At 53.7% G+C, this 24,194-nt stretch carries 21 protein-coding genes; 16 read left to right on the top strand and 5 right to left on the bottom strand.

The genetic code is table 11. The annotated features are described in order from the left end of the window. Window positions 1–33: 33 nt before the first annotated feature. Complete coding sequence (locus ACFFK0_RS23545; protein ID WP_377472820.1) at window positions 34–654, top strand: helix-turn-helix transcriptional regulator; 621 nt, start codon at window positions 34–36, stop codon at window positions 652–654. A 488-nt stretch (window positions 655–1,142) separates the two neighbouring features. Here ACFFK0_RS23545 and ACFFK0_RS23540 read toward each other — a convergent pair whose 3' ends face one another. After that, entirely contained in the window at window positions 1,143–1,778 is a 636-nt protein-coding gene (locus ACFFK0_RS23540) for a bifunctional 4-hydroxy-2-oxoglutarate aldolase/2-dehydro-3-deoxy-phosphogluconate aldolase (RefSeq protein WP_377472819.1), read from the bottom strand. Window positions 1,779–2,007: 229 nt separating this feature from the next. Between ACFFK0_RS23540 and ACFFK0_RS23535 the strand changes: the two genes are divergently transcribed. From ACFFK0_RS23535 to ACFFK0_RS23465, 15 genes are all read left to right on the top strand, one after another. Continuing rightward, window positions 2,008–3,396 carry an extracellular solute-binding protein gene (locus tag ACFFK0_RS23535; protein ID WP_377472818.1) on the top strand — a complete coding sequence of 463 codons (1,389 nt, stop codon included), beginning with the start codon at window positions 2,008–2,010 and terminating at the stop codon, window positions 3,394–3,396. Then, a complete protein-coding gene (locus ACFFK0_RS23530; protein WP_377472817.1) occupies window positions 3,393–5,219 on the top strand; it encodes a cache domain-containing sensor histidine kinase in 1,827 nt (608 codons plus the stop codon). Before ACFFK0_RS23535 ends, ACFFK0_RS23530 begins: the two co-directional genes overlap by 4 nt. Next, the gene (locus ACFFK0_RS23525) at window positions 5,191–6,735 is read left to right on the top strand and encodes a response regulator (protein WP_377472816.1); all 1,545 of its coding nucleotides are present in this window, start codon (window positions 5,191–5,193) and stop codon (window positions 6,733–6,735) included. The genes ACFFK0_RS23530 and ACFFK0_RS23525 overlap by 29 nt, the downstream gene beginning before the upstream one ends. Before the next feature lie 110 nt (window positions 6,736–6,845). Beyond that, window positions 6,846–8,669 carry an ABC transporter substrate-binding protein gene (locus ACFFK0_RS23520; RefSeq protein WP_377472815.1) on the top strand — a complete coding sequence of 608 codons (1,824 nt, stop codon included), beginning with the start codon at window positions 6,846–6,848 and terminating at the stop codon, window positions 8,667–8,669. A gap of 105 nt (window positions 8,670–8,774) precedes the next feature. Further along, entirely contained in the window at window positions 8,775–9,785 is a 1,011-nt protein-coding gene (locus ACFFK0_RS23515; RefSeq protein WP_377472814.1) for an ABC transporter permease, read from the top strand. A 1-nt stretch (window position 9,786) separates the two neighbouring features. Beyond that, a complete protein-coding gene (locus tag ACFFK0_RS23510; protein ID WP_377472813.1) occupies window positions 9,787–10,623 on the top strand; it encodes an ABC transporter permease in 837 nt (278 codons plus the stop codon). A 5-nt stretch (window positions 10,624–10,628) separates the two neighbouring features. After that, entirely contained in the window at window positions 10,629–11,639 is a 1,011-nt protein-coding gene (locus ACFFK0_RS23505; RefSeq protein ID WP_377472812.1) for an ABC transporter ATP-binding protein, read from the top strand. After that, on the top strand, window positions 11,626–12,426 hold the full coding sequence (locus tag ACFFK0_RS23500; protein ID WP_377472811.1) for an ABC transporter ATP-binding protein: 801 nt from the start codon (window positions 11,626–11,628) through the stop codon (window positions 12,424–12,426). The genes ACFFK0_RS23505 and ACFFK0_RS23500 overlap by 14 nt, the downstream gene beginning before the upstream one ends. A 174-nt stretch (window positions 12,427–12,600) precedes the next feature. After that, on the top strand, window positions 12,601–13,662 hold the full coding sequence (gene selD / locus ACFFK0_RS23495; RefSeq protein WP_377472810.1) for a selenide, water dikinase SelD: 1,062 nt from the start codon (window positions 12,601–12,603) through the stop codon (window positions 13,660–13,662). A 21-nt stretch (window positions 13,663–13,683) separates the two neighbouring features. Next, window positions 13,684–14,745, top strand: coding sequence for a tRNA 2-selenouridine(34) synthase MnmH (mnmH, locus tag ACFFK0_RS23490; protein ID WP_377472809.1), 1,062 nt, complete (start codon window positions 13,684–13,686; stop codon window positions 14,743–14,745). 143 nt (window positions 14,746–14,888) lie between these two features. Continuing rightward, entirely contained in the window at window positions 14,889–15,095 is a 207-nt protein-coding gene (locus tag ACFFK0_RS23485) for a zinc ribbon domain-containing protein (RefSeq protein WP_377472808.1), read from the top strand. A 207-nt stretch (window positions 15,096–15,302) separates the two neighbouring features. After that, window positions 15,303–16,568, top strand: coding sequence for an FAD-binding protein (locus ACFFK0_RS23480; RefSeq protein WP_377472807.1), 1,266 nt, complete (start codon window positions 15,303–15,305; stop codon window positions 16,566–16,568). Between the two features lie 1,055 nt (window positions 16,569–17,623). Further along, complete coding sequence (locus ACFFK0_RS23475) at window positions 17,624–18,112, top strand: hypothetical protein (protein ID WP_377472805.1); 489 nt, start codon at window positions 17,624–17,626, stop codon at window positions 18,110–18,112. A gap of 115 nt (window positions 18,113–18,227) precedes the next feature. Continuing rightward, window positions 18,228–18,734 carry a DUF948 domain-containing protein gene (locus ACFFK0_RS23470; protein ID WP_377472804.1) on the top strand — a complete coding sequence of 169 codons (507 nt, stop codon included), beginning with the start codon at window positions 18,228–18,230 and terminating at the stop codon, window positions 18,732–18,734. Next, on the top strand, window positions 18,727–19,140 hold the full coding sequence (locus tag ACFFK0_RS23465) for a YtxH domain-containing protein (RefSeq protein ID WP_377472803.1): 414 nt from the start codon (window positions 18,727–18,729) through the stop codon (window positions 19,138–19,140). Before ACFFK0_RS23470 ends, ACFFK0_RS23465 begins: the two co-directional genes overlap by 8 nt. An 87-nt stretch (window positions 19,141–19,227) precedes the next feature. Here ACFFK0_RS23465 and ACFFK0_RS23460 read toward each other — a convergent pair whose 3' ends face one another. The 4 genes from ACFFK0_RS23460 to ACFFK0_RS23445 all read right to left on the bottom strand — a co-directional run bounded on the left by ACFFK0_RS23460 (window position 19,228) and on the right by ACFFK0_RS23445 (window position 23,079). After that, complete coding sequence (locus ACFFK0_RS23460; RefSeq protein WP_377472833.1) at window positions 19,228–20,277, bottom strand: phosphodiester glycosidase family protein; 1,050 nt, start codon at window positions 20,275–20,277, stop codon at window positions 19,228–19,230. A 202-nt stretch (window positions 20,278–20,479) separates the two neighbouring features. Then, entirely contained in the window at window positions 20,480–22,297 is a 1,818-nt protein-coding gene (locus ACFFK0_RS23455) for an EAL domain-containing protein (protein ID WP_377472802.1), read from the bottom strand. A 76-nt stretch (window positions 22,298–22,373) separates the two neighbouring features. Further along, entirely contained in the window at window positions 22,374–22,493 is a 120-nt protein-coding gene (locus tag ACFFK0_RS23450) for an AgrD family cyclic lactone autoinducer peptide (protein ID WP_377472801.1), read from the bottom strand. Beyond that, the gene (locus ACFFK0_RS23445; protein ID WP_377472800.1) at window positions 22,483–23,079 is read right to left on the bottom strand and encodes an accessory gene regulator ArgB-like protein; all 597 of its coding nucleotides are present in this window, start codon (window positions 23,077–23,079) and stop codon (window positions 22,483–22,485) included. The genes ACFFK0_RS23450 and ACFFK0_RS23445 overlap by 11 nt, the downstream gene beginning before the upstream one ends. Between the last annotated feature and the right edge of the window lie 1,115 nt (window positions 23,080–24,194).

The raw sequence follows: 24,194 nt of genomic DNA, 5'->3' as shown, positions 1-24,194 counted from the left end.
TGAGTGCATCAGACACAGAGAGCGGGTGACTTCATGGAGCACGAAACGGAACAATCCACACGCAGCGTCATTTTGACGTCGATCAAGACGCATGGCGAGCGCAGCGTCGCCGACCTGGCGGAGGAGCTTGGGGTTACGGAGATGGCGGTGCGCAGGCATATGCATGTGATGGAGCGGGACGGGCTCGTTCAACCGCGGCTCGTTCGCAGGCCGATGGGGCGCCCCATGAATGTGTACTCGCTGACGGCGGCGGCCGATGAGCTGTTTCCGAAGAAATATCAGCACTTGGCGCTGGATCTGCTGGAGGAGCTCGACGAGGAGGACGTGAGCCGCCTGTTCGAGAAGCGGCAGTCGAAGCTTTATCAGCGGTATGAAGAACGGATGCGCGGCAAATCGCTGCCGGAGCGGGTGAAGGAGCTCGCCGATATTCAGAACGCTGGCGGCTATATGGTCCGGCTGCAGGAGACCGCACCGGGACAATACGAGCTGTGCGAGCACAATTGCCCGATCGCGCAAGTGGCCGGCCCGTATCAGCAGGCGTGCGCCTGCGAGCTCGATCTGTTCCGTCAGCTGCTGCAGGCGGAGGTGGACCGGACGGAATGCTTGGCCAAGGGCGGCAGCAAATGCGTGTACCGGATTCAGGCGAGCTGTTGACATAAGAGAGGGGACCAGCTTACCGCTTCGGCGGGAAAGCTGGTTTGTTGTTGTTCGGTCAAATGCTCGTTACCGGTAATTTGCCGGCCCATTTTAAGTGGATCGCTATGGATTTGAACGAATTTTCATATAAATCGACCACGTTCCAAGCGGATCGATGTCAATGATTAATAAATTTTTTAACGGATTTCTCATCTCTCGGCATGTAGAGGGCGCTCCTGGAGAATCGCACATTGATTTGCTGCAAAAAGGGGAACAGACCGCACTCCGCCCGCCAGAAACGCACAGCCCTCCGCCTGCTAGAAATGCACAGCCCTCCGCCTGCTAGAAATGCACAGCACTCCGCCCGCCAGAAACGCACAGCCCTCCAACAGCCGGAAATGCTCGGCACTCCAACGGCCGGAAACGCACCGCACACCGCCCGTCGGGAACACATCGCGCCCAAGCGCCGGCTCGCGCCTCGCCCTAGCGGTACGCCTCGCCCCGCCCTAACCGTGCGCCGCAGCCAGCAAACGCCGCGTCTTGTCCGTAATCTCGTCAAGGTGACCTGCGCGAATGCGTTCCGGCTGCACGAGCGAGCCGCCGATGCCGACCGCATAGCAGCCGATGTCCATGTACTGGCGGATGTTGTCTTCCTTCACACCGCCGACGGCGATCATCGGGATGTGCGGGAGCGGACCTTGCAGCTCCTTGATATAGCCTAAACCCAAGCTGCCGCTCGGAAACAGCTTCACCGCCGAGGCCCCCGCCTTCCAGGCTTTGACTACTTCTGTAGGTGTCATCGCCCCCGGGAAGATCGGTACTTCGCGCGACACGGCGAACCGGATGACGTCCTCCTCCATATTCGGCGTAACGAGGAACGACGCCCCCGCATCCACTGCTTTCTCCGCATCCTCCACATCGATTACGGTGCCGGCGCCGATATACATCCGCTCGCCCAGCTTCTCACGAAGCATCGTAATCGCCTCCAAAGCGCGGGGGGAGTTGAGCGTAACCTCCATAACACGGATGCCCCCGGCATACAACGCTTCGGCAAGACCCTCCATGTATTCCGGCTCCACGCCGCGGACGATGACGACGATACGCGTCCGTTCCAGCTCCTGCAAACCTCGTTCACGATTCATGATACGTTCCCCTTTCTCATACACTAGTATCTATGAGGACTATTATACCAAGGATTTACGGGGCTTGTAACTGCAGGACTCTTTAACTTGTCCGATAAGTATATTACGGTTGCCCGGGGATATTTTGGAAATGTATAATAGGATAACCATTGCAGGAACGGAAGACAAATCGATACAGGGCACTTCGAAACGGCGGCAGCTTCACAACCGGAGAAGGGGTGGGGGCATCATGGCGAAACATTTGGCTCAAGGCGTTTTCATCAGCATCCCGCTATTGTTCACGTTGGCTTTACTGGGAATTGTCGATTCGATTCGCGTAAGGGAGGAGCCGGGCATCGCTGCGTCCGCCCCAGGGGAGCCGCCGCCGGCGATAGAGCTTCGGCTATGGAGCACGTGGGTAAACAACAGCGCGTGGGAGAAAACGATCATCGATACGATTCGGAGCTTTGAACGGCAAAATCCCGGCATCCGCATTTCAATAGCCGCGATTCCCCACGACGAATACAAAATTAAAGTAAAGGCCGCCGCAGCAGGCCGCGAGCTTCCCGATATGCTTGTCGTCTGGCCCGGTGCGGAGCTTCAGCCGCTCGTCGAGGGGCAGACGCTGCAGCCGATCGACGATATCGCGGAGGCGTACCGCGCCAAGCTGATCCCGGAGCGCAGCATGGACGATTACAAAGTAGGCGGGAAGCAGTATGCAATACCGGTCGTTGCGAATTACACCAGCATCATCTATTATGACCGGGAGCTGCTGCATAGGCTCGGTTACGACCAATTTCCGGCAACCTACGATCAATTCAGACGGCTGATCGGCGATATCAAGAACGCGGGGATCGTGCCGATCGCCTTGGGCAATAGAGGGAAATGGGTGCTGCAATCGTCGTATTTGTCCACCATCGCCAGCCGATTTACGGGGGACGATTATCTTGCCGATGTCTTGTCAGGGAAACGAAAATTTACGGATCCTGATTTTGTAAGCGCTATCCAAGTCATCGACGAGTTAAACCGGATGAATGCGTTCAACGACGATAAGAACAAACTGGACGATACCGGGCAGCTCAATAGATTCGTACAAGGGGAAAGCGCCATGGTCATATCCGGTTCGTGGGCCTTACCCCAAATATCGGAGCGTTACCCGAAGGACAAGAGCTTCGGACTCGCCGTATTCCCGGCAGTCGGCGAAGGGGACGGCGGCGGGCGGGGCGATATGGACAAGATCTCCGGAGTAACGGGACAGGGCATCGCTCTGAATGCCAACTTGACGGAGGAGAAGCGATCCGCGGCGATCATGCTGCTGCAGTCGATTCATAACGAAACGACCTACCGGAAGCTGCTGCAGGTCGAAACGCTCGTTCCGGCAAGCATCGACGTTCCGCCCGATGTGACGCCGCTTTTTAAACAAATGAGCGAGCTGGTCCATGCCAGGACGATATCCCCGGTATACGATGCGGTACTGCCTACGAAGCTTACCGACCTCGTCAACCAATCTTTGTTCGAGATGACGACGGATACACGCTTGACGCCGATTCAGGTGGCCGCTGCGCTGCAAGCGCAGCTCGACGCCATCAGGAAGGAACAATACGATCAGGCGATGATCGGAAGGGTCTTCAACCGATGAACATAGCGTATCGTTTCAAAGATCTCAGTCTGAAATGGAAATCGTTTATTATTTTTACACTTGTGCTGACATTGCCAACCTCCATCTTCGGCTCCTATGTCCTATATCAATCCAATCACATACTACGCAGCCAAGCTGTCGAATCTGCCGCAAAAGTGCTGGACAGCATCTCGCAGAATGTCGCTTCGATGGCGGACCACGTGCAAAGCATCTCCTCTTACATGATTTACGATATTCAATTCCGCAGCTATTTTACGTACGACGACGACGCAGCGCGGCAGGAAGACTATCTCCGCTTGCAGGACAGCATTCACGCCTTCAGCGCGTTCCAGATGACCTCGAAGGGGTATATTCACTCTATTCAGCTGGAAGGGAGCAGGGGCAATGCGCCGCTTCTCATTGGGGAGCAGGTTCAAGGCGACGAAAGCGATTGGGTGCGAAGCGCGATGCAGGCGCAGGGGAATTTCGTTTGGAGCATGCCGTACGCGGTGACGAATTTATGGACCGGCGACCAGCAATATGTAATCTCCTTATTTCGTCAAATCAAGGACATTAACGAAATTAACGAAACGATCGGCTTCGTCCGGATCCGCCTCAACGAGCAAGCGCTGTTGGAGCTGATTCATTCCAAAGGCTTTGCCCAAACCGCCGGCTCCGTGTTCATGGTCGATGACAAAGGGCATATGATGCTGCATCAAGACCATGCACGGATCGGAGACGTCGTGGCGGAGCCGCAGCTGCTGAAGGACATGAGCAGGGGCACACAGTTGATTTCATATGCGAACGAAGCCGATGGCTCGGTTATCATCGCCCGCAGTATTCCGCATACGAGCTGGTACGTCGTAGCCCGTATCGATGAAGCTGAAATTATAAGTCATTTGGACAGCATTCGAACGGCGATGAAGGGCATGATCATTTTCTCCGTTATGATGGGCATCGTGGCGTTCGCCGGGTTTTATTGGTTCATCATGCGCCCGATTATCGCCTTGACGGAGTCGACGATCCGGGTGGAGCAGGGGAATTTCGATACGCAGGCGCCCGTACTGAGCCATGACGAGATCGGACGGCTAAGCCTCCGGTTCAATAAAATGGTACGTACGATCCAGCGGCTGATCGATACGAAATACAAGCTGGAGCTGCAGCACAAGGAAGCCGAATTCAAGGCGCTGCAAAATCAGATCGATCCGCATTTTCTATACAATACGCTGGACACGATCCACTGGACGGCCCGCATCGAGAACGCCTTCGAAACGAGCACCTTGATCGTGGCGTTGTCCAAATTTTTCAGAATCAGTCTCAGCCAGGGGAAGACGTACATCCCGCTCCGGCAGGAGCTCGATTATGCGCGAAATTATCTCATTCTGCAGAAGAGCCGCGTCCGCTTTAACCTGCTGTACGAGATAACGGACGACGAATCGCTGCAAGATGTTTTGGTGCCGAAGAAGCTTATTCAGCCGTTGGTGGAGAACAGCATCATCCATGGCTTTCCGGATTGGACGGGAACGGGATTCATCCGCATCCGTTGTTCGTCCGAGCGGATGTGCCTGCATATCGATGTGGAGGATACGGGAAGAGGTTTCCGGCCGGAGCAGATGCAGCATTATGCAGCGGGCTCGTCCGACGGCGGGTTCGCCTTGTGCAATATTCAGGGAAGGCTCAGCCTGCTCTTCGGCGAAGGCTGCGGTCTCAGCTTTCACAGCATCCCCGGAGAATCCAACTGCGTTCGAATCACCATGCCGCTGCTGCGTTCGGAAGCGGCAATCCAATCGTATACGGGAAGGTTGGGGGTTCCAGATGAGAGCCAAAGTGCTGATCGTGGATGACGAACCGAGAATATGTGCGGGACTGAGGCTGACGATTCCTTGGACGGAGATGGGGGCCGAGGTCGTCGGCGAAGCGTATGACGGGGAGCAGGCGCTGCAGATGATGGAACAGAACGGGGCCGATGTGATTGTCACCGACGTACGGATGCCCCGGATGGACGGACTGGAGCTTGCCGAGCGGCTGTCGTCCAGACGGTTTGCCGGCAAGATCGTCATGCTCAGCGGGTATGAAGAGTTCGCCTATGTGAAGAAAGCTTTGCAATTCGGCGTTAAAGATTACTTGCTGAAGCCGGTCGATGCTGACGAGCTGATCGGGCTGCTCCGCAGGCTTATCGCCGAACGCAACGAGGAGCTGCAAACGCAGACGGAGCGCAAGCTGGAGGCCGTTTACCGGTATCTTGCCGGTGAGTTAGTCGAGCATACCGAAGTCAAGGACGCCGCAAAATCATTCGATGAGGCGGGGACAGGCACGTCGTGCCGGATCGTTCTCAGCTATATTCCGGACTATTACCGGTTCGAGGAATCGCATGCAGTGGGCGGTCCGAACGCGATCCGGCACAGGTGGAAGCTGACGCTGGACGATGTGTTCCGGCAGGCAGGACAACCGGCTGTATCGCTGTTTCTGCAGCCGAACCGGCTCTTAACCGTCGTCACCGGCGCCGGAGGAGATCTGTCTGTCGTACCGGAGCAGCTGCGGAGCCTGATGGATCGCGCGGCGGAGCGGCTGCGGCCGGACATCCAGCTGAGCTGGTTCGAAGCCGGGGGGGCGTATACGCTGCCGGAGCTGAAGCACGCGGCGGACCGGCTGCTGCAGACATTGTCCGCGCGGGAAAGAGCGATGGATACGGAGCCGAGACCTGAGGACTATCCGAAAGAGCTGGAGCAGCGGCTCCTGGAAGCGTTGTTCCAGCACCGGGAGCAGGAGGTCCGGCAAGCGGCGGAGGAGTTGTTTGCGCATTTTCGAGCTCATCGCTGCTCCGTCGTCGACGCGTACGAGGTATGCAGCGAAATGTATACGATGCTGGAACGAAGGCTGCGGGACATGTCCGGCCTCAAGAAGCTGTGCGGGCAACTGCCGAAGCTGAAGACGGCCGATTTGACCGTTTACGATTCCCTTGCAGCCATGGAGCATCTGTTCTTAAGAGCGCTTTCCCGAACAGCCGAGCTGCTGAAGCAGGCCCATTCCGGCCGCCATCGGTGGCTGATAGCCAGGGTCCGGGCCTACATCGACGTGCATTATGCCGAGGAGCTGAAGTCTTGCGATATTGCCGAGATGCTGAAGGTGACGCCGAATTATTTCAGCTCGATCTTCAAGCAGGAGACAGGCAGGACGTTTCATGAATATGTGAACGAGGTGCGGCTGGGCAAAGCGAAGAAGCTGCTAGCAGAGACGCCGGAGCTGGTCGCAACGGTCGCCCATTCCGTAGGCTATAAGGAATATAAATATTTTTCCAACCTGTTCAAGAAGCACTTCGGCTTATCCCCAACGGAATTCCGCGATAGGAATCATTCGTAAAGTTGGATGAAACTTATGGATATAATCGTAATCCTCTCGGATATTCAGGCCGGGGGGATTCCTCTATGATTGAAGTAAGCGGTTACATGATTAGAGGAGGATTGTACGCCATGAAAATCTTGAGTAGAGGAAGCACGAAAGTTTTGGCGATCGCATCGGTCGTCGCCCTGCTGGCAGGCTGCCAGACCACACCTCCGCCGTCGACCTCGTCACCGGCCAAGCAAGAGCCGGCTAAGCAAGAACCCGCCAAGCAGGAGCCGGCCGCCAATACGGGCGGCAATGCGATGGAGACGCCGAGAAACGAGACGCTCTACATCACCGGCTTGCAATGGGGAGCCCCGACCAACTTTAACCTGATCAGCGGCAATCCCGGCTTTCCGATTAACTACGGGAACTCCCGCGAGCTCATCTACGAAACGCTGTTTATGATCAATCAGCTGGACGGCAAGCTGGAGCCGCTGCTCGGCACGAAATATGCCTGGACCGACAATATGACGCTCCGGATCGAGCTCAATAAAGACGCGAAGTGGAGCGACGGAAAGCCGTTTACGGCTGACGATGTCGTCTACACGTACAAGCTGGCCCAGAAATATGAAATCAACTGGAGCTCCTACTGGACTTACATCGAAGATGTCGTCGCAGACGGAGCGAATGCGGTGAACATCAAGCTGAACAAGTCGAATCCGAACAAATTGACGGTGCTGGAGAGCATTGAGCTCATCCCGATGCTGCCGAAGCATATTTGGGAAGAGCTCGAGAAGAAGGCGAACAACGACCTGGCGACAATCCGCAAGGAAATCCATGCGAATCCGGTCGGCACCGGTCCTTACAAAATGTATTTCTACAACGACCAGAAAATCACGGTCATCCGCGACGACAATTACTGGGGAAAATCGCTGTTCGGCAAACTGCCGGCACCTAAATATATCACGCACGTCGTGTATAAGGACAATGCGGCGGGAGACCTTGCGTTCAAGAACGGGCAGGCCGACGTATCGCAGCAGTTCACGCCGCAAGTATGGAACATGTGGAAGAACGGAGCGCCGATCAAGACGTACTTGAAGGAAGCGCCGTACTATGTCCCGGGCTCGATGCCGTCCATCTTCTTCAACCTGTCCAAGAAGGGGCTCGACAACGCCGATGTCAGAAGGGCGATAGCTATGGCTATCGATTACAAGAAAATTTCCGATCTGGCGATGAGCGGTTATTCCGCCGCCATGCAGCCTTCGCTCACGCTCAATACGCCTGCCGAATCCAAATACGTCGATCAAGACGCCATCAAGTCTTTGCAGTGGACGACCGACGTGGCCGCCGCCAACGCGCTGCTGGATAAGATCGGGGCGAAGAAAGGCTCCGACGGCATCCGGGTGCTGAACGGCACGAGACTCGGACCTTGGGAGATCGAATGCCCGTACGGCTGGTCGGACTGGAACGCCGCGCTTGAAATCGTCGCCCAAAGCGCCAAGGCGATCGGCGTAGAGATTCGCACGAAGTTCCCGGAAGCGCCGGTATGGACGAACGACTTGCAGACCGGCAAGTTCGACATCATCATGAACACGCCGGCCGGGTCGGTCAGCCCGAGCCAGCCTTGGAGCCGCGCAAGAGCGATCATGTATTCGAAGGGCGTTCCTGCGATCGGCGAGATGGCGTTCTGGAACTGGGGCCGCTACAAGAACGAAAGAGCCGACCAGATTATCGACCAAATTCCGACCGTATCGGATGAAGCCGAGCTGAAGGCGTTGTACACCGAGCTGACCAAAATGTGGCTGACGGACATTCCGTCCATTCCGCTCATGTATCGTCCATGGGTATTCCACACCGTCAACGAAACCGTATGGAAAGGGTTCCCGGTCGAAGGAGACGGCAGCAATATTCCTCCGCAGATCGCTATGGATGGAGCCGGCGTGAAGGCGCTGTATCAAATTCATAACTGATACCGGCGAATTTGACGCAAGGGAAGGGGCTTGTCAAGGAACCGCCCGCGGCTGCCCTTGATCAGCCTCCTCTTCACCCAATACGGATTAAGGAGGTGTGGGAGTTTGAATGCTTATACGAAATATTTTGTCAGGAAATTCGCCTGGTACTTCCTCACGCTTCTCGTGGCCATCGGCCTTAACTTCCTGCTGCCGAGGCTGATTCAGGGCAACCCGGTCAGCGTGATCGCCTCCCAGATGACGCAGGGGATGACCGACAGCGACACGATCAAGCGGGTATACGAAACATTCATGAAAGAATTCGGCATCGACAAGCCGCTGGGCGTCCAGTTTCTTATATACTTGAAAAATTTGGCTACCGGCAATCTCGGCACGTCGTTCGGCCTGTATCCGAAGAAGGTGACCGACATTTTGGCTTCCGCCGTTCCGTGGACGGTGGCGCTGCAGCTGCCGGCGATTCTGGTCGGCTGGATCGTCGGCAACGTCCTCGGTGCGGTGGCGGCATACCGCAAGGGCGTGCTCGATAAAGTCATTTTCCCGGTAGCGCTGTTCATCAACTCGATCCCGTTCTTCACCTTGGCGATTATTATGCTGTTCGTCTTCGGGCTGACCTTACACTGGTTCCCGATCTCCGGCGGCTACGATTACCAGATGATGCCCAATCTGAGCTGGGACTTCATCGCTTCGGTCATCCGCCATCATACTCTGCCGTTCTTGTCCATCGTTCTCGTCACGATCGGGGGCCAGGCGATCGGCATGCGCGAGATGTCAATTTACGAGCTGAATGCGGATTACGTGCTGTACAGCAAGCTGCTCGGCATTCGGGATTCGCGGGTGGCCCGCTACGTGTTCAAGAACGCGATGCTGCCGCAGATTACCGGTCTGGCGCTGTCGATCGGGACGATGGTCGGCGGCTCGCTCATCTGCGAAATCGTGTTCAGCTATCCGGGTATCGGCACCTGGCTGTTCACCGCCATCCGCCAGCTGGATTACCCGCTCATCTCCGGCTGCACGCTGCTGATCGCCATTACCGTTCTTCTGGCCAACTTTATTATCGAGATCGTGTACGGCTTCGTTGATCCTCGAATTAAAGCTGCGCAGATGGAGGAGCAATAAAATGAACCATTCCGTCCAAATTTTGCTGAAGTCTCCCAAGTTTATGATCGGTTCGATAACGCTTCTGCTGATGATGGCGCTTGTTCTCATCTATCCGCTTATCAACACGCGCGATCCGCTGGAGATGATGGCGCTGGCGTTTCAGCCTCCGGGCGGCGAGCTGCTGCTCGGCTCGGACAACTTCGGCAGAGATATTTTCCTGGAGCTGATGTACGGCATCCGCACTTCGGTACAGGTCGGTCTGATCGCCGGTCTTATCGCTACGTGTATCGGACTCGTCATCGGGCTTGCGTCGGGGTATATCGGCGGGCTGGCGGATAACCTCCTGACGGCGATTACGAATATATTCATCGTTATTCCGTCGTTCATTATCTTGATTCTCATCTCGGTGAGCATCGACTCGCGCAGCTCGCTGGTAACCGCGATCGTCATCGGCATAACGAGCTGGCCGTGGACGGCCAGAGCGGTAAGAGCGCAGACGACGTCGCTGAGGAACCGGGATCATGTGAACATTGCGAAAATATCGGGGCACAGCACGCCGCGAATCATCCTGTTTGAAATTTTGCCCTACATCGCTTCCTACGTCGTTATGGCGTTCGTGCTGCAAATGGCGTCCGGCATACTCGCCGAGGCTTCGATTTCCATGCTCGGACTGGGGCCATACAATACGATTTCGCTCGGTATTCTCATGAATTGGGCACTGGTGTTCGAAGCTCCCGTAGCCGGCGCGTGGTGGGCGTTCATTCCGGCCGCCTTCGCCATCGCGATCATCACGTTCTCGCTGTACATGATGAACACGGGGATGGACGAAATCTTCAATCCGAAGATAAGGAGCTAATGACGATGAGCCGAAACATCCTGGAAGTGAACGACCTGAAGACGTATTACCGCACTCGTCTGAAGGAGAAGGTCCATGCCGTCGACGGCGTGAGCTTCGCTCTGGAGGATGGGAAGACGCTCGGCATCGCCGGCGAATCGGGCTGCGGCAAATCGACGCTGGCGCTGAGCCTCATGGGCTTCTATTTTCCACCGCTCCACTACGGCGGCGGCTCCATCAAGGTTGACGGTACGGATATTATGAAGCTGAGCAAGGAGCAGCTGCGCACGCAAGTATCGGGCCGGGAGATCGCGTACATTCCGCAGGCGGCGATGAACGCGCTTAATCCGACGCTCAAAATTATCCGATTCATCGAAGACATCATGAAGGAGCACCGGCCCGAGCTCGGCAAGCAGCAAGTATACGAGCTGGCGGCGCAGCGGTTCGAAACGCTGAATTTATCGGCGAAGGTGCTGCATTCGTACCCGAACGAGCTGTCCGGCGGCATGAAGCAGCGGACCGTTATTGCGATCTCGACCATTCTCAATCCGAAGGTGCTCATTGCCGACGAACCGACCTCCGCGCTTGACGTGACGTCGCAGAAGGCCGTCATTAAGCTGCTGAAGGAGCTGCTGAAGCAGAAATTTATCCGGTCGCTCGTCTTCATCACCCATGAGCTGCCGCTGCTGTATCACGTAACGGACGACATTATGGTCATGTACGCCGGCGAAGTGGTCGAGCGCGGGACGGCGCAGCAAATGATTTTCGACCCGCTGCATCCGTATACGAAGAAGCTGATGGGCTCCATTATCGTTCCGGAAGAAGGAATGAAGGGGCATAAGCTGGCCGCCATACCCGGAGCCCCGCCGAATCTGAAACAGGTGCCGAGCGGGTGCCGGTTCGCGGACCGCTGCGAATACGCGCGGGACGTCTGCAGACAAGGGAAGGTGGAGAATCAAATGTTGGACGGACGCGTATACCGGTGCCATTTTGCCGTCGACATGTTGAAGGAGTGGTATAAGAATGAAGGAGCGTGAAGTGCTGCTCAGCGGCAGGCAGCTGACGAAAGTGTTCGGCTATGGCCCAAACAAGACGACGGCTATCAGCGATGTCAGCTTCGACTTCCATGAAGGGGAGATCGTGTCCATCGTCGGGGAAAGCGGCAGCGGCAAGACGACGCTGGCAAAGATGCTGATGGGGCTGCTGAAGCAAACGTCCGGCACGATCGAATACAAGGGGAAGCCGAGACGGCTGAACCGGTATGCCGACCGGAGAGCGTATTGGAAAGATATCCAGGCGATTTTCCAGGATCCGTTCGCTTCGTTCAACTTGTTTCATCGGGTGGAGAAGCTGCTGACCGATTGCATCAAGCTTCAGGGACTGCAGCTGTCGCCGGAGATGCAGGTGCGGAAGATGAAGGAAGCATGCTCGTTCGTTAACCTAAAATATGAGGAGCTGTACAACAAATATCCGTTCGAGCTGTCCGGCGGGCAAATGCAGCGGCTCATGATCGCGCGCATCTTCATGCTGCGGCCGAAGGTGCTGATCGCCGACGAGCCAACTTCGATGGTGGATGCCTGCTCCCGCTCGACGATTCTTGACATGCTGTTGAAGCTTCGCGACGAGAACAAGATGACGATTATTTTCATCACGCACGATGTCGGGCTCGCCTATTATGTGAGCGATACGCTGCTCATTATGGAAAAAGGCCGGGTCGTCGAGAGCGGCGATGCGGAGCGGATTATTTTGAACCCGCAGCATTCGTATACAATACAGCTTATTAACGACGTGCCGAAGATTCATTCCGCCTGGAATCTCGGTTGACCATCGTGGAGCAAGGCCTGTGTAACGGTGAGATCATTCGCCGCTGCACAGGCTATTATTTTGGATGGATATGGGAAACCTGCAGGCATCGGCAGCATGCACTTTACAAAGGCATTACACTCCTATAAGCTTTGCAATAGACGATAATTGTTCAAGGAAGGAAGATGACCTCCAATGAGTGACGCTGTAACTTCTATAAAGCTGACTTCGCTTTCGAGCAAAGGCGGCTGCGGCTGCAAAATCGGACCGGCCGAGCTGTCCCAAGTGCTGCGAAACCTCCCGAAGCCGGAGCATAACCCCAATCTGCTCGTCGGACTTGATACGAGCGACGACGCAGGCGTATACAAGCTGACGGACGACATGGCGCTTGTCCAAACCGTCGATTTCTTCACCCCGATTGTCGACGATCCGTATTCGTTCGGCCAAGTGGCGGCCGCCAACGCGCTTAGCGACGTCTATGCAATGGGCGGCAAGCCGCTGACCGTGCTCAATATCGTGGCGTTTCCGATCAAGACGCTCGACAAGGCGATCCTGGCGGAAATTCTGCGCGGCGCAGCCGACAAGGTGAAGGAAGCCGGCGCAACGCTGGTCGGCGGTCACTCGATCGACGATAATGAGCCGAAGTTCGGCATGGCGGTGACCGGCATCGTCCATCCGGACCGGGTGAAGCCGAATGCCGGGGCGAAGGCGGGGGACAAGCTGATCTTGACGAAGCCGATCGGCGTCGGGATCTTAACGACATCGATCAAGAAGGATCAGCTGACGGCAGACGAGGTCGCCCGCGTCACGAAGGTGATGGCGACGCTGAACAAGACGTCGGCGGAAGTGATGGAGCGCTTCGGAGATGCGGTACACGGCTGCACGGACGTTACCGGCTTCGGTCTGCTTGGCCATGCCTCGGAGCTCGCCAAGGGAAGCTCCGTCGGCATCCGCATCCGCCGTTCCGATGTGCCGGTGCTGCCGCGCGTGCGGGAGCTGGCGGAAGCCGGATTCGTTCCGGGCGGAACGAAGAACAATTACGCGCATCTTGAAGGCAGCGTAACGTTCGCCGCAGAGCTTGATCAGATCGAGCAGTGGATATTGTGCGATGCGGTAACTTCCGGGGGACTGCTCATTTCGATCGACGGCGGCCAAGCGGAGGCGCTGCTCGGCGAGCTTCGCGCCGCGGGAGTGGAAGCCAGCTTAATCGGGGATGTCGTAGCGGATCATCCCGGACATATTCAGGTGACAGTTTAACCGATAGAGGAGTCCTGACGCATGTTTCAAGACATCACGGTCGAGCAGCTTCTGGGGCTGCCGACGAAAGAAGCGCTCACCGTCGTCGACGTTCGCTCGCCGTCCGAGTACGCGGAGTTTGCCGTCCCGGGGGCGCTCAATATCCCTATCTTCACCGATGAGGAGCGGGCCGAGATCGGCACGCTGTACAAGCAGGTGAGCGTACACGCCGCCAAAGAGCGGGGGCTGGAGATCGTATCGGCGAAGCTGCCCGGCTTCATTAAGCAGTTCGAGGAGCTGCCGGGCCGCAAAGCCGTATACTGCTGGCGCGGCGGCATGCGCAGCAAGACGACGGCGACGGTACTGTCGCTCATGGGCATGCGCGTGTACCGCCTCATGGGAGGCGTGCGCGCTTATCGCCAGTGGGTGCATGAGACGCTGGAGAGCTGGGAATTCCGGCCGGAGTGTATCGTTATTAACGGCTACACGGGTTCGGGCAAGACGGAAATTATCCGCGAGCTGGCGCGGCGCGGCTATCCGGCTATCGATCTGGAAGGCTTGGCAGGCCACCGCGGTTCGATCTTCGGACAAATCGGTCTGGAGCCGAACAACCAGAAGACGTTTGAAGCGCTCCTGCTGCAGCAGCTCATTGCCTGTAAGGACGAACCCTATGTCATTATCGAGGCGGAGAGCCAGCGGATCGGCAAAGCCGTGCTGCCGCAGTTCCTCATGGATGCGAAGGAGCGGGGGGCCCAGCTGTTCCTGGAGACGCCGCAGGAGGAGCGCATCCGGCACATCCTTCGGGACTACGAGCCGGAGAAGCATCAGCAGGAATGTATACAAGCGTTCGAGCGGATAGCGAAGCGCCTGCATACGCCGATTGCCGCCGAAATCAAGACACACTTACTGCAGGGGGAGTATGCGCCTGCCGTGGCGCTGCTGCTGGAGCATTATTACGATCCCCGTTACGCTCACGCAGGTACCCAGTATGAGGGTGAGCCGGTTCGCCTCCGGGTATCGGGCATCGAGGACGCCGTTACGCAAATCGAAGGCTTTCTCGAGGAGCGCTTTGGGAAGCGGAAGGCTTCCCAGACAGTACAATAGGATGAATGGGCCGTGCCGGGTGCACGGCTTTTTTTTTCGTTTCTCTAGCATAGACGGAACGAACCCCAAGTTCTTGCGTACAATTAACCAAGACTAGTGAAGCGAAGGAAGAGACTTAATAAGCGAATAGGGGGTGAGCCTGAATGAGTAACAAAGGCTGCATCAAATGCGGAAGCAAAGACGCGGATACAAAGGAAGTAGCCATGACGGGGACCGGGCTTTCCAAAATGTTTGACATTCAAAAAAACGAATTTGTGGTCGTCTACTGTTTGAATTGCGGCTACTCGGAGTTTTATAATCGCAGATCATCTAAGGCTTCCAATGTTTTGGACTTATTTTTTGGCGGATAACACGATTATCTAAAGATACTTACGCCAGGGCTCCGATAATCGGGAGCCTTTTTTGCGTCTGCTCGCCCATGTTCATCCATTCCTAATATAAGCAACCCGGCGGGGGGAGGTTTCGATATAAGTTAATAGTCCCTAGAGGATATTGATCATTCCATGAAGAACTAATGGACGATTGGAATACGATCAGGATAAAAGAGGTGTACGCGCATGGGCAACTATCGAAACTGGGCAGGAAATTATTCGTACCAAGCTTCAGAGCTGCTGACTCCCGGGAGCGTGGAGGAGGTGCAGGAGGCGGTGGCAAGCCGCCGCAATATGAAAGCGCTTGGATCGCGCCATTCGTTTAATGACATTGCCGACAGCAGCGGGAGCTTGCTTTCGCTGGAGAACCTGAATAAGGTAGTCGCGCTCGACCGCGTGAACAGTCAGGTTACCGTTGAAGGCGGCATCCGTTATGGAGAACTGTGCCGCTACCTGCACGATCAAGGCTATGCGCTGCACAATTTGGCGTCGTTACCGCACATTTCGGTAGCCGGCGCGATTGCGACCGCTACGCACGGATCGGGCGATACGTGCGGCAATCTAGCCACCGTTGTTAGCGCAATGGAGGTGGTGACGGCGGACGGGAGCGTCGTCAAGCTTTCCCGCGGCCAGCAGGATGGAGGGTGGGAAGGAACCGTTGTCAGCCTCGGCGGCTTAGGCGTCGTGACCAAGCTTACGCTGGACGTCGTGCCGGCGTTTCAGATGACCCAGCACGTATACGATAACTTGCCGCTAGAGACCCTCAAGGATCATTTTGACGACATTACTTCAAGCGCTTACAGTGTCAGTCTGTTTACCGATTGGAAACAATCGGCGTTTAATCAGGTGTGGGTGAAGCGGAAGCTGTCGGACGACGTTTCCGGTCCGATAGCGCCGGAGTTTTTCGGTGCGAGGCTAGCGGACGTGAACCGGCACCCGGTGCCGGGATATGCGGCTGACAACTGCAGTCCGCAGCTCGGCTTGCCGGGACCGTGGTATGAGCGGCTGCCGCATTTTCGCATGGAGTTCACGCCTAGCGCCGGGGAGGAGCTGCAGAGCGAATATTTCGTTCCGCGTCAACACGCGTATGAAGCTCTGTGTGCCATTGACCGGCTGCGGGAACGCATTGCCCCGCTCCTGTATGTCTCCGAATTGCGCACGGTGGCCAAGGACAACCTATGGCTGAGCCCTTGCTATGGGCGAGACTCGGTTGGCTTTCATTTCACCTGGAAGCAGGAATGGGAGGGTGTGCGGCAGGTGCTGCCCTTGATCGAGGCGGAGCTTGAGCCGTTTCAAGCGCGCCCGCATTGGGCGAAGCTGTTCACCATGCCGGCCGCACGCCTGGCAGAGCTTTACGATAAGCTGCCCGACTTCCGCCAGCTGCTGCTGCGTTTCGATCCCGAAGGCAAATTCCGAAACGACTATATAAACAAATATGTGATGGAAGCCTGACGTTAACAATAGTGTTTTCATCGTTATAACACTAGAAGAATGGAAAGATTACATTTCCGCGGATCCGGACTTAAAGCTGCAAGAGGAAGTTTCACAAATACTTCAACTACAACGGTCAAACGGTTATTTTACGTTATTCAAGGGGCCCAATTATGGCGCCGTTCCACCCTTTCGGCGAAGAAACTAAGTACACCGGTAGGTTAAAGATTATTGCGAATGAACTCAAGGCGCTCCCCCGGGGGAACGAACAAGAGGGATATGATCAGGAATCAGTTGGGAGGCAGCAAATAATTCTATAGGAACAACATAGCTGTACATGGAAAGGGTCTACTGTGAGGGGGGGGCAGATGCCTCTCCTTTGTTTTTATCCAGGAAATTATAGAACCAGCTTTTCTGTGGATGAACCTGGCAGTATCCGTTCTTGCTGGAGTTCACTTTATTTGAATGTCGGCATTAAATCATGAGCGATTCAGCGAAAGTGCAGTCTTTTGCTCATGGATCGCCTATCTGCGGCAAATGCTGCAGACAGGTACCTTTGCCATTTAAGGGCGGCTATTGACGCTTTACATTCAAATGCCTGCATTTTCGCAGTAGTCAAAATCAGGCAAGCTAGCTGTTCGAGTGATTCTATCCGCTTTCTTGCTAACCATTTCAAGCAAATCCGTCGAACAACCTATGTGCAGAAAACCTTGTGAGCTATAACGATATCTTACAAGTTTAGCGGATTTTGAGGGCGTTGTTTTCCAGCAATCAGGAAAAATCAAGCCCAATTTCATCAATTGACATTTGATAGAGCCGCCAAAGTCCGGTATTTTGAATGAAAAGTGGAATAACGGTAAAATAAAGCCCTCAAAATCCTTTCACGAACCGCACCAGCAACGCAAAGCCCCCCGTAGAAAAAAACGAGGTCATCCACTAACGGGAAGCCCCGTATTTTTAATGTACGAGAGCGAAGAGCCATAGCGATACGCCGCGGAAAGCGGGTACATAAGAAATGGGCCGGCATAAACTACTATCACCATAATATGGAGAGGTGCTGCCGGATGCGATATGCGGTGCAATATATACCTCTAGGCAAAATTAAATCGGGCTTTGTCGCCAAACCGACTAAACGCAGTAAAGAGCTTCACAAAGTCGCAAAGGATTGCATGCAGCTGTTGGTCGTCAGGAAAAGCCGTAAACACGGCGGATATGTCATTGTAAGCGGAATGAACCACTTGGAATACTACAAAAGGTATACGAAAAAGAACACAGTACCCTGTCTGGTGGACGAGAACAAATTAACATCGACAGTTGTATCGTTATTGAACCGATTTCGAAAAAGCAAGCTGCCCTATGAGCTGCCGTACAGCAACACGGATCAGATCGCCGTTAACAGCTGGTCCATTATCCGTTCTTTTCTGAAGCAGGATTCCCGGTTTCAAAGCTTAACCCGCCGAGAGCAGCTTAAGGTGCTTAAACTTGGTATTCAATATAAGAAAACGACAATACGATGCATGAGGGCAAAGGTGGATGAGCTGATCAGAAAATACGCCAATCGGTGACGATAATCACCGCGCCGGACGGGCGGGTCAAATTCCTTGTGTCAACCCGAGCCCCGCCGGCTTATACTGTACTATTCCTGGGCATTCGTCCCGGGTGCTGAGGGAGGTGCAGGCGATGCAGGTAATCGAATGGTGCGCAATCGCAGCGACGGCAGCCTTCATCGCGCTCGCCGTGGTCGCAATCCGTACGCTGACGGCAGCTCGAATCGCGTCGCTGCAAGCGGTACAAACGCTGCAGAAGACGTCGCAGTCGATGGAACGGTTGGAGAGACAGCTTGGCGATATGGGGGCGCAGACGACAGCCCTGCTGCTCAAGACCGATGCCATTGCCGACGAGGTGCAGACGAAGCTGCAGACGTTCAAGACCATCGCATCCACCGTCCAGGAACTCGGCTCGAGCCTGAGTGAAGCGGGAGGAACCGTGTGCAGAGCGTCGAAGACGCTGGCCCGATCCATCGTGGAAGTGGAGCAGGCCGTACATACCCATCGGGCTCGCGTGCAGGACGCGCTGGAGTGGGCCGTCACCGGTATGGAGCTGTGGCAGCAATGGCAGGCGGGACGAAAGGCGCAGCGGAACGAGACAACACCAAACGGGAACAAGGAGAGGGATCAAGATGGCTAATCAAAAAGGGAAAGATCTGATCGTCGGGGCAATTGCCGGTACTGTGCTTGGTGCGGTGACGGCACTGCTGCTGGCGCCGAAGAGCGGGAAGGAGCTTCGCTCCGACATTGCTGAAGGGGTTCAACAGGCGAGCGAGAAGACGCAGCAGCTCGTTACCGACGTCACGACCGTTACGTCGAAGGCCGCTAAGCAAGTAAGTGCGCAAACCGGTGAATGGATTGGCAAGGCCAAGAGTGTGACCTCGCAGGTTGTACAGGAAGTGCGCTCCTGGAAGAAGACGGAAGAAGGCAGCGGCGCAACAAGTGCAGCAGCAGTCGAGGTCGTTGAGGGGGAAGCGGCAGTTGAACCCGCGGCACCGGCTGAGGCAGCTGAAAAAAGCCGCCAGGAGCTGACTTTTGTACGGTAATATGCATCGTCAATGAGAGAGCCCGAACGGTAACGGGGAACGCCGTTGAATCAACGCGCTGCCGCTATCGTTCGGGCTCTTGCCTGTTTACCATTTGGACGGGTCAATCTTACTCTTGTCGAGTCCTTCCCAAATGTTCTTATTGAACACTGCATTCGGATTGTCGAAGAGCAGCCAAGCTGTCGGCAAGTAGCGTTCTCCATACTCGCTTGAAGGCTTGTTGACAATTTCCGGCTTGGCGTCGTTTACCCCGCCCTTCACGAAAACTGTGGACGAGCCGCCGTCCAAATTCGCTGCAATGACGACGTCCTTCGCCAAGAAAATTTGCTGGATATCGTACAAGGTCGCGCCAATACTGTGTCCGGGCTGGCGCCCGTCGATGACGGCGAAGACGATACGTCCGTCCTTCGTCTGGCCGATGCAGGTGCGCGGCGCGATACCCCAGCCTTCGGCGGCGCTCTTCAGCTGTCCTTGGCCGTTCACAATGAAGCGCGGCGAGAACGATACCGCTTCCTGTACGCCCATGCCAACCAGCTCGTTCTCGGAATAATTGCCGGCGATCAGCTTGCCGGTGCGGTCGATACCGATGATGTTGCGCTTTGAATTCTTGCCGCTATCATTGTAGTACACTTTGCCGCCAGACATGACGATTCCTTCCGGCTGAAAGCCGTTCCCTTCCCAGTTCGGATCGACGAAGCCGCCGCCGTTCACGCCGAGCAGGGCGCCCGTACGTTCGACCATCGACGTCACTTTCTCGCCTTTGCCGACCTTATTGGTGACGATGACCTTCAGCTTGGTAGGATCATTAATGTAAATCAGGTGTCCTTTGAAGTTTTTGCCTTCGATCGGTTCCACCTCATACGGTGCTGTCGGCTTCTTCGCAACAGGGGCTGCGGCGGTGACCGCCGACGTCCGTTGGTCCGGCTCATTGCCCATATCCTCAAACTTTTTCCAGTAATCATCTACACGCTTCTGCAGCTCTTCAGAGCCGATTAAATATTTGGCCCAATCGCGATGCTGCGTCGTAATGAGCGTATCAGCCATTAGATAACGAAGATTAGAACCCCAAGGAGTCAAGAAAAACCAAATCGAGAACAAAATCATAAAGAAAACAAAAAAGGACACGGCATACAACATGGTATAGCCCCAGAAGGAGCGCATGTTTCGTCTGCTGCCTGTTCCGCTGCGGCGGCGATGCATACCCGGGGCGGACACGTTGCTGGCTGGTTTAGCGGCCATTCGATATAAGCTCCTAACCGAAAAGAGATACAAATCTACTACATGAGACGTAAAAAAGGAAGGAAAGGTTGCGGTACCCCGCATTCTTTTCCTCCCCCAATTAATGTACTTGGAGCAGCTTGTTCTTCTTCATCAGCTCTTCGAACTGGTCCGGAGCAAGCGGAGTGCTGAAGATATAACCTTGAATCTCGTCGCAGCCTTGATCCTTCAGGAAGCGCAGCTGCTCCGGCGTTTCGACGCCCTCCGCGAGCGACTTGATCTTCAGCTTGCGGGACATGGCGATCAGGGCCGTGACAATCGCGGCACTGTCTTCGTCCACCGTAATGTCGCGAATGAAGGACTGGTCGATCTTGAGCGTATGGACGCGGAACTTCTTCAAATAACTGAGCGAAGAATAACCGGTGCCGAAATCGTCGATAGAGATTTGTACGCCGATCTTCTTCAGGTTTTCCATCGTTTCCATAATGTAAGAGACGTTCTTCATCGCTACGGTTTCCGTAATCTCCAAGCACAGCTGACTCGGATGCAGCTTCGTTTCGCGCAGCGTATCCTCGATAAGCTGTACGAAGTTCGGCTGATGGAACTGGTTCATCGAAATGTTGACGGAAACGCAGAGTCGAGGATAGCCCATCAGGCTCCACGCATACGTCTGTTTGCACGCTTCCTTCAGCACCCAGCTGCCGAGCGGAACGATCAGACCGGTTTCCTCCGCCAGCGGGATGAATTCACCGGGGGATACCATGCCCCACTCCGGGTGCTTCCAACGCACAAGCGATTCCATACCGAATATTTTGCCGGTTCCAAGATCCACTAGCGGCTGATAGTACACATGAAACTCTTCTTTTTCCACCGCTTTGCGGAGGTGAATCTCAAGATTGAGCCTGTGAAGGGAGCGTTTGTTCATTTCCGGATGGTACAGCTGAAAATTGTTGCCGCCTTTTTCCTTAGCCCGGTACATCGCGATATCCGCATTTTTGATCAAGGTATCGCCATCCGTACCGTCATCAGGGAACAGCGTAATGCCGATGCTGGCCGTAACGAACAATTCCTGCTCATCATAAATGAACGGCTCTCGCAGCACTTTCGGCAAGCCCTTGACGAATTCGGTCACTTCATCGATGTGGGCGATATCATGCATCAAAATCATAAATTCGTCCCCGCTGTACCGGGCCACGACATCCTGCTCTCGCACGAACGACTTCAGCTTCTTGGCCAAGTCGCGAAGCAGCTGATCGCCGACGTGGTGACCGAGCGTATCGTTGATGACCTTAAACCGGTCCAGATCGAAGAAAATGATGGCCGCTTGCTTGCCTGCCTCTCTTGCCCGCTGGAATGCCTGGTTCATTCGGTCGTTAAACAGGAGACGGTTAGGAAGATTGGTCAATGAGTCGTGGTAGGCCATATGGACGATTTTCTCCTCGGCCTTCCTGCGTTCATTCATGGCCCGGATCGTCGCATAGGAGCGGGAAAACTTGTCGTCCTCTTCGTATGGAAGCACTTCAATTTCTTTATTTTTCAGAAGGTAAGGTTCGAGGTCTTCTTGAACTCGATCGGCCTTGGCGGAGTTAAGCATCCTCATTACTGTCTCGATATGTTCCTTATGGATCCATGCAGCCGATGCGGTTTTCGTACGTTTATGTGAAGGGTCACCTAAATAGACCATGCCTTTTCGCGCGTCATAATCTTGCACTCGGTTCATATTGACGATATTCGAGTTATCGAGCAGACGGAAGCCGTCTTCATACAGCCATTCTTCAATACTATCCAGTGAAGTATCCAAGTAATACTGATTGTCTTTCGTATGAACCATATATTCACGGTCGCGAATTTTCTCGATCTTCAGTACGTCAGTGGAGTCAATGACCAGGATGTCTGATCCTTTCTTGCCATCGCGGGTAACGGGGATTCTTTGCGTCAACGGGGATCAGCTCCATGCGTTGGGATTTTCCCGGTGGCCCGGCGTACCGGGCTCCGTGGTGTGAAGACATTGATGACTACTTCAGGAGTTCTTCTGGCAGTTCTGGACGGTGAGTTGCAATTGAATTGGTTGAGATAAACATCGAAGCAACTACGACAAGTGCCGCATTCAGCAAGAATGCAATTTTAGTTTTCAAATTTAGTCACCTCCTTTCGTGTGAATTGATCAAATAAGCTGTCTAGTTTACCGAAAAGAAGGTGAATAATGCGGGTTGTATGCATAGCTTGAGCGAAATAAACTAGTGCAAGTGTTGATGAACCAATGATGAAATTGCTAGATACGACGATCAACGAGGCGATTTTTAATGCCGGATAATATTTTTCATCTATCCGACTTTGATTTTTTAGTCCTTGCGGTGCTGTTATTGCCAAAATCAACAAAGAAACCACAGTAAGTATTGTTCCACAATAATAAGTGGAAAAAGAAAGGTCAGTATGCCCAATGCAAACGAAAAGCACGATTGTATATATGCAGCATCGAAGTGAGGTGGAGAAATGTACACCACCGGAAATTACTCGTAAAAGCGTGTAGAAGATGACCACGAGCAAGCCCGAAAGAAAGTGACCGGTAAATGAACATATGATGATTACCGTACTATAAGCTAGCAATGTATTGATTGTTAAACTTAAGGCGTAAAATAAAACTTTTTCCGAGGCAGAATTTTCATGATTTGCTCTAATAAACTGCGTACAAGAATGGGCCAGCCGATCGATAAAGTTCATCGTTTCTGCAGCCTTTCATGCTTTTCTTTCAATTGCCGTTTATTTTGCCTATATGCAATATAGATTCCGATTACAAATAGAAGAACATTCAATAGAAGTAAATACAAGCTGATTACAGTAAATTTTCCGCTTACCGCAGTGAGTGCTGTAATTTGAAGCGCCATAATCCCTAGAACTAGTACCGCCGTTAACGAGAAGTTGTAGCCCTTAACAGAATGTCGCATGCTAAAGTATCTGGAAATAAACATAAAACCGATTTTTTTACGTTCAAGTGCCCACGCAACAATGAGGTTTATAATACCTGTAAACACATAAATTAATTTAAGACCGATGGAACCGATCTCAAGAGGAACGTTCAATATCTGCCCGGTAAAAACTGTAGCTCCATATTCAATTATTATGCTAAGTAAAAATAACATGGAGGTAATCAGAACAGAGTAGAAGAACGGTAAAGCGTAAATAAAAGTAATAATTATTGCTAGACAAGTAAAGTTTATGAGTAGTGCATACATGGGTATGTAAGAGAATGTGATTGCCGAGATGATTCCAATTAATAGGGCCATCGATATTACTTTAACTTGTTGGTACCGTATAGGCAGTCTGAATATCGTCAATACACATATTAGTGCACAATAGAACTCAAAAGAAGAGAACAGTGCCGTCCAAATGAGATTAACCACAGAAATTCCTCCTAAACAGATAATTCGACAGATTGTTGTTTTTCGTTCATAGACAGGAAGAACTATTTTAATTAATCTGGGTTAGAGTGCTAGGTACAAGGGTAGAATCGATTATTTACGAAGTATGTCGAAATATGCACTATTATGGCGATAGAAAAAACTGTTGTTAGATATAGATTAACGAATTATTTCAATAATAACAAGAAAAATCGGGGGAAGTTTTAAGAGAATTTTAGAAAAGTATTAGATTTTGTCGAATGAATATCTCTTAATCTAACATTTCCCAGTTATATGAAATGCGAAACAGTAGTGACAGACCTACTATTGCAAGTGGCAATAATACTAGGTTGAGTCCCGGATATAACCAATTGCAATAATTAGGGCTTGCTGAAAAATCAAAAAATCCTTATCTCACAAGGGTTTAGAGGCACTTTT

The organism is Paenibacillus chartarius, from assembly GCF_042432825.1.
Lineage (GTDB): Bacteria > Bacillota > Bacilli > Paenibacillales > NBRC-103111 > Gordoniibacillus > Gordoniibacillus chartarius.
Note: the sequence above shows the minus strand (reverse complement) of the source record. Positions and strands in the feature narration are given on the sequence as shown.

Bases quoted from the DNA above. Each gene is read 5' to 3' on its own strand.
- ACFFK0_RS23525 (WP_377472816.1), top strand. From the start codon at position 5,191: ATGAGAGCCAAAGTGCTGATCGTGGATGACGAACCGAGAATATGTGCG.
- ACFFK0_RS23510 (WP_377472813.1), top strand. From the start codon at position 9,787: ATGAACCATTCCGTCCAAATTTTGCTGAAGTCTCCCAAGTTTATGATC.
- ACFFK0_RS23540 (WP_377472819.1), bottom strand. From the start codon at position 1,778: ATGAATCGTGAACGAGGTTTGCAGGAGCTGGAACGGACGCGTATCGTC.
- ACFFK0_RS23465 (WP_377472803.1), top strand. From the start codon at position 18,727: ATGGCTAATCAAAAAGGGAAAGATCTGATCGTCGGGGCAATTGCCGGT.
- mnmH (WP_377472809.1), top strand. From the start codon at position 13,684: ATGTTTCAAGACATCACGGTCGAGCAGCTTCTGGGGCTGCCGACGAAA.
- ACFFK0_RS23535 (WP_377472818.1), top strand. From the start codon at position 2,008: ATGGCGAAACATTTGGCTCAAGGCGTTTTCATCAGCATCCCGCTATTG.
- ACFFK0_RS23545 (WP_377472820.1), top strand. From the start codon at position 34: ATGGAGCACGAAACGGAACAATCCACACGCAGCGTCATTTTGACGTCG.
- ACFFK0_RS23480 (WP_377472807.1), top strand. From the start codon at position 15,303: ATGGGCAACTATCGAAACTGGGCAGGAAATTATTCGTACCAAGCTTCA.
- ACFFK0_RS23530 (WP_377472817.1), top strand. From the start codon at position 3,393: ATGAACATAGCGTATCGTTTCAAAGATCTCAGTCTGAAATGGAAATCG.
- ACFFK0_RS23460 (WP_377472833.1), bottom strand. From the start codon at position 20,277: ATGTTGTATGCCGTGTCCTTTTTTGTTTTCTTTATGATTTTGTTCTCG.
- ACFFK0_RS23485 (WP_377472808.1), top strand. From the start codon at position 14,889: ATGAGTAACAAAGGCTGCATCAAATGCGGAAGCAAAGACGCGGATACA.
- ACFFK0_RS23500 (WP_377472811.1), top strand. From the start codon at position 11,626: ATGAAGGAGCGTGAAGTGCTGCTCAGCGGCAGGCAGCTGACGAAAGTG.
- ACFFK0_RS23470 (WP_377472804.1), top strand. From the start codon at position 18,228: ATGCAGGTAATCGAATGGTGCGCAATCGCAGCGACGGCAGCCTTCATC.
- ACFFK0_RS23445 (WP_377472800.1), bottom strand. From the start codon at position 23,079: ATGAACTTTATCGATCGGCTGGCCCATTCTTGTACGCAGTTTATTAGA.
- ACFFK0_RS23505 (WP_377472812.1), top strand. From the start codon at position 10,629: ATGAGCCGAAACATCCTGGAAGTGAACGACCTGAAGACGTATTACCGC.
- selD (WP_377472810.1), top strand. From the start codon at position 12,601: ATGAGTGACGCTGTAACTTCTATAAAGCTGACTTCGCTTTCGAGCAAA.
- ACFFK0_RS23520 (WP_377472815.1), top strand. From the start codon at position 6,846: ATGAAAATCTTGAGTAGAGGAAGCACGAAAGTTTTGGCGATCGCATCG.